The sequence below is a fragment of the Spiroplasma sp. hyd1 genome, from assembly GCF_016082235.1.
Taxonomy (GTDB): domain Bacteria; phylum Bacillota_I; class Bacilli_A; order Mycoplasmatales; family Mycoplasmataceae; genus Spiroplasma; species Spiroplasma poulsonii.
In genome coordinates, this window is sequence record NZ_JXYY01000074.1 from 1 (window position 1) to 4,425 (window position 4,425).

Here is a 4,425-nt window from a genome sequence, read left to right on the forward strand (position 1 = left end):
TTTTTACAAATATTTGCAATTTTTTAACAAGTAAGTAATGCAAGAAGTCTATTTTTCTTTATTATACTTAATTGTTTCTAATTCAACAAGATGTTGTCGTTCTTGTTCTAATGTCACTAACTTTGTTTCAACTTTTTTCATTTGTGTTTCATCTGTTAAATATTCAAATTTTTTTCGTAAAATTCATTGTTTTTTAACTTCTCGTCACAGTAAAACATAGGAAGGAAAAATCACTAGAATACAAACACTAATTAAAGTAAAAGCAACAATAAAATAATTATTAATTGTATTAAACATTCCAATATAAGTAACTGCTAAAATAAAACAAACTGTATAATATATGATGGCAAAAACAGTGGAAATAATAATTCAACTTTTAAAACTTGCCGCTCTTTTTAATTTAAGATAGGGCAAACCAATAAAACAAAAGAAAAAGAAGGCACAAACAAGGCCAATTACACCAGCAATAATATAATGAATTTCATAAGTTCGATGTGAAATAACTCCCGTTAAATTTTTGATATTATTGTAAGCCATCGCACAACCAGCACTAATAAAATAACCCATAAAAGTACCTAAAATAGAAAAACCAATGATTAATAACCGTGTTGCAACTTCAACTCGAGTGTTTCATTGTAATGCTAATTCATCGCGTTTTGAACTAATTTTTGTTAACATCCTAATCTCTCCTTATCCTCTTGTTGCACGAATTTGATTTGCTAATTCATTTTCAACTTTTCGTTGATATTTCTTACGGTTATTTTGTAAAGCCATACATCCAATTGCAAAACAAACAAAAGCAGCAAGAATGATTCCTGATAAAATAAATGGGTTAATATTTAATCCAGCAACCGAACCTTTAATATAAAGCACTTGTAGGACCGCAATTAAAAAAACAATTATAAAATTAATGTTGCCAACAATGCTTACGATAATTGTTCAAATGTGAACAGTTCGTAAGGTCTGAGCCGTTAAAATTGGAATTGTTAAGAAAAAGAATGTTGATACTCAGGCAATTGATAAGAAAATAATTAAGGCAATAACAATTGGCCCCGTAAAAGAAGTGTTTAATTTTGAAACCAAAGACATCAGAAAATGGGCAAGAACTTGACTTAAAGTTGGAATATATACCAATGAAACAACAATTAACATTAATTGCCCAAAAATAATCATTATGCGGGCTAAAGTTTCTCCTTTTGTTGCAAAATAATATTTAGTTGCATCAACGTTATAATGATAAGGCAAAGGTTTATTTTGTTTTTTGCGTTTTAATTCATACTCACCTAATGATTTAACTGTTTTATCCACCACCGTTTTGTCCAAACTTTTTAATGACGCTGGGCGATTATCTTCCACAAATTGAATTTTCTGAACCATTTCTGATGCGGTCTCACCTTTTGACAATATTGTTTTCTCTTTTTTCATTTGACACCTTCCTACTCAACCACTTTTAACTGTGATCTAAAATCTAAACTTTCCGCCATTGCAATATTAATCCGTTTTTGTTGCTGTCATGCTGAAAGTCATAATAAAAAACTCCCTCAAAACAAAACTAATGCACAAATTCCAGCCATAATAACCCCCGGGAAATTTAAGCGCACTGGAATATAAAGATAAGCAACAACACTTATTGCTAACATTAATAAAGTAAAGAAAGACCCTAAGGTAATAAAAATAATTCCTGTTAATTTTATTGTTTTAATATTACGAACAATTAACGTTGGAATAACAAAAACTAACGAAAAGATAATGCCTAACAAAGCAAGCATAATTGTCATCCCACGAAAAACACCATCAGCAACACCAAAATTATTAAAAACAGCTGGAATTGGAAGCTTACTAGTTGCAATCATTGCTAATGAGGCTGACACAATGATAATCACCCCCAGCATAATTCCTTGACCAAGTAAAATCAAAATACGGCCAACAATTTCCATTGCATTATTAAAATACATTCGTGTTAAACGAATATCTTGTTCTTGCGAACTTGCTTTTATCGTTCATTTGTCCTGTTTGCTCATCAATATCACCCAAAATTACTACTTTTCCTTTTATTTACAATGATTATAGCATTTTCTTCAAAAAATACTATCCCCTAAAAATAAAAAATTCTTCTAGCTTAGAAGAATTTTTTATGGTTGATAAATAAGTTTTACTTTAAGTTTAACTGTTCCTTCAAATACCGGAATATTTGGCTGAATTGTAATAATTGATTCCTTAATAGAATCTGTTGCTATCGGCAAGACTAGTTCGTTTAAAACTTCATTTGTAAAGGCATTATACACATTTAAATCTAATGGTACATTTGGATACTTATTATGTAAAGCAGGATTTTTTGTAATGCTTTGATCTAATAATGTTTCCATAATTTTTACCAACAAAGCAGTTTTCTCGTCTTCAGTTGCTGGTAACTTACGAACAAAAATTGGTTCTACTTTATTAGTTAAATCAATATCTCCAAAAGCAGTTGGTATTCCTGGTGTTAATTTAAAATCAAGTGTTATTTTACCACCATAATTTGTTGGATTTAATAACATCAGATCGAATTGTAAAGAAATGTCTTTTGCTGTATTAGGGTCATAATTTTTAATCGCTTCACCAATCAGTGTTCCTAATTCTGTTACATTTCAATCAGCTTCATTTTTGGAAATCCCAAAAGTAAGTTCGTTCTGATCAACAAATGGTGGTTGTTTAATAACGTCTTTTCAAATTTGATGTTTAAAATAAGATCCCTGTTCTTTTCATGTCTCTAATTTTGTTGCATTAAAACGATAATTTTTATTTGTTAAATCAATTGGTAAATCAACTGTTATTGGATTATCAATCATTTTAATTTTTCCTTGAACAAGAACATCAACATCACGCCCTGATCCATCTTCTTGATTACCAAGAATTGAAATAACATAAGTTGCTCAATCACCATTACGCTCGGTTGCTTCTAATGCTCGTTTTAAATCGTCTTTTCGTTTAATTCTAAAATTACTTAATTGGTTTGATAAACTAGGACCTCATTGGGGTATTAATAACATTATTTCAAACTAAATTTAGCACCGAATCAACAGTATGATGATCTTGACGAACTAATAAAATTGAATCAACTGGTAATAAACTAATAGCCGTTCCTTGATTAATTAACTCAACTTCAATTGCAACATCACCTTTAAACATTGGATTTGTATTAAGGTTAATTGCATTTAATGTCACAACTCTTGACCCACTAATGCTAGGTCAATTTTGATTTAAAGTTGTCGTTCAACTCGTTACATCAAAGTCTTTTAGTTCTGGTCCATTTACTAAGTTTGCTTCTTGCATTTCCATCGCCCAGATATAATCTTTATTAACATTTGGACGTTCTCTTTGCGTTACAACAACTGGCACCGTTAGTTTTATTGTTGGTGGTAACAATATTGGATCTTTAGTAACACCTCCAACAACACGAATATAATGGTGTGCATTCTCATCTTTTGGCGTTGCTAAAAAGTATAAATAAACAGCTTCTCCAACTGGGGGTTCTGTCACACTATTTCAGTCAATTAAATAGTCATTTCGATCATTTGAAACTCTTGCATCAGTGGCAAAATATTTTTTAACTTCTGTTCAAACTAAATCATATAGTGCATCTGGTGGTAAGTTATTTTGTTGTAATTTTAAGTTAACTTGCGCACGATAACTAATGACCGCTAACTTAATAACAATTGTTCCACTATACATTGCAGTTGGTGTATTCGCTTTACCATTATAAGCGGCCTGCATTTCAACATCTAATTTTTGGTTAAAAGTTACCGGTGGTATCTTAAACCCTGACATATCGTACGTATCGTAACTCTTTGGTGTATCTGGTTGCAAATCATTAACTGCTACTTTTCAAATATCTTGGTATAAATCATTAATTGAATCATATTTTGTAATATCCCAAAGATCTTTTAACTGAATTGTTTGGCTAAGGTCAATTGATGCTGTTTTAATAACAGTAAAATGAATAATAATTGAACCAATATACGGAATATCATTATCATCACGAACTATTAAAACAACATAACCCTCTTGTGGAGTGTTATCATTAACCGGTTTTTCCAAATTTGCAGAATTAGTAACAGTAAAAATATCTACTGTCAAAGTTGAAGCAATTCGTTGTTCTGTTTTTGCTTGCTCAAAAATTGAATCAAGAACAGGAATATTGTCATCAGTAACAATGACATTATTTGTCAAAGTAAATTCTGTCGCAAGATTTTCTTTTCCATTAATTTTTGAAGGTGAAGGTGTTCCACATTCTATTACACTAGCTGTTGAACTACTTACCAAAACAGTTGCTGTTAAAAGTGCTAAAATTTTTGGCATTGAGAACATCTCTCCTTCCCTAAGTATTTACTAGTATAATTATACACTAGACTTCTTGCGATACCCTTTTTTATTAAAATATTATTA

At 30.5% G+C, this 4,425-nt stretch carries 5 protein-coding genes; all 5 read right to left on the reverse strand.

The features are described 5' to 3' along the window. Positions 1 to 48: 48 nt before the first annotated feature. Positions 49 to 678, reverse strand: a complete 630-nt coding sequence (locus TS70_RS05975) for a hypothetical protein (RefSeq protein WP_232332535.1) — start codon at positions 676 to 678, stop codon at positions 49 to 51. 12 nt (positions 679 to 690) lie between these two features. Continuing rightward, positions 691 to 1,425, reverse strand: a complete 735-nt coding sequence (locus tag TS70_RS05980) for a hypothetical protein (RefSeq protein ID WP_198049701.1) — start codon at positions 1,423 to 1,425, stop codon at positions 691 to 693. A gap of 11 nt (positions 1,426 to 1,436) precedes the next feature. Beyond that, positions 1,437 to 2,021, reverse strand: coding sequence for a hypothetical protein (locus TS70_RS05985; protein ID WP_052443443.1), 585 nt, complete (start codon positions 2,019 to 2,021; stop codon positions 1,437 to 1,439). 111 nt (positions 2,022 to 2,132) lie between these two features. Beyond that, positions 2,133 to 3,029, reverse strand: a complete 897-nt coding sequence (locus TS70_RS05990; protein ID WP_198049702.1) for a hypothetical protein — start codon at positions 3,027 to 3,029, stop codon at positions 2,133 to 2,135. Beyond that, the gene (locus tag TS70_RS05995) at positions 3,001 to 4,338 is read right to left on the reverse strand and encodes a hypothetical protein (protein WP_198049703.1); all 1,338 of its coding nucleotides are present in this window, start codon (positions 4,336 to 4,338) and stop codon (positions 3,001 to 3,003) included. The genes TS70_RS05990 and TS70_RS05995 overlap by 29 nt, the downstream gene beginning before the upstream one ends. Positions 4,339 to 4,425 lie beyond the last annotated feature (87 nt).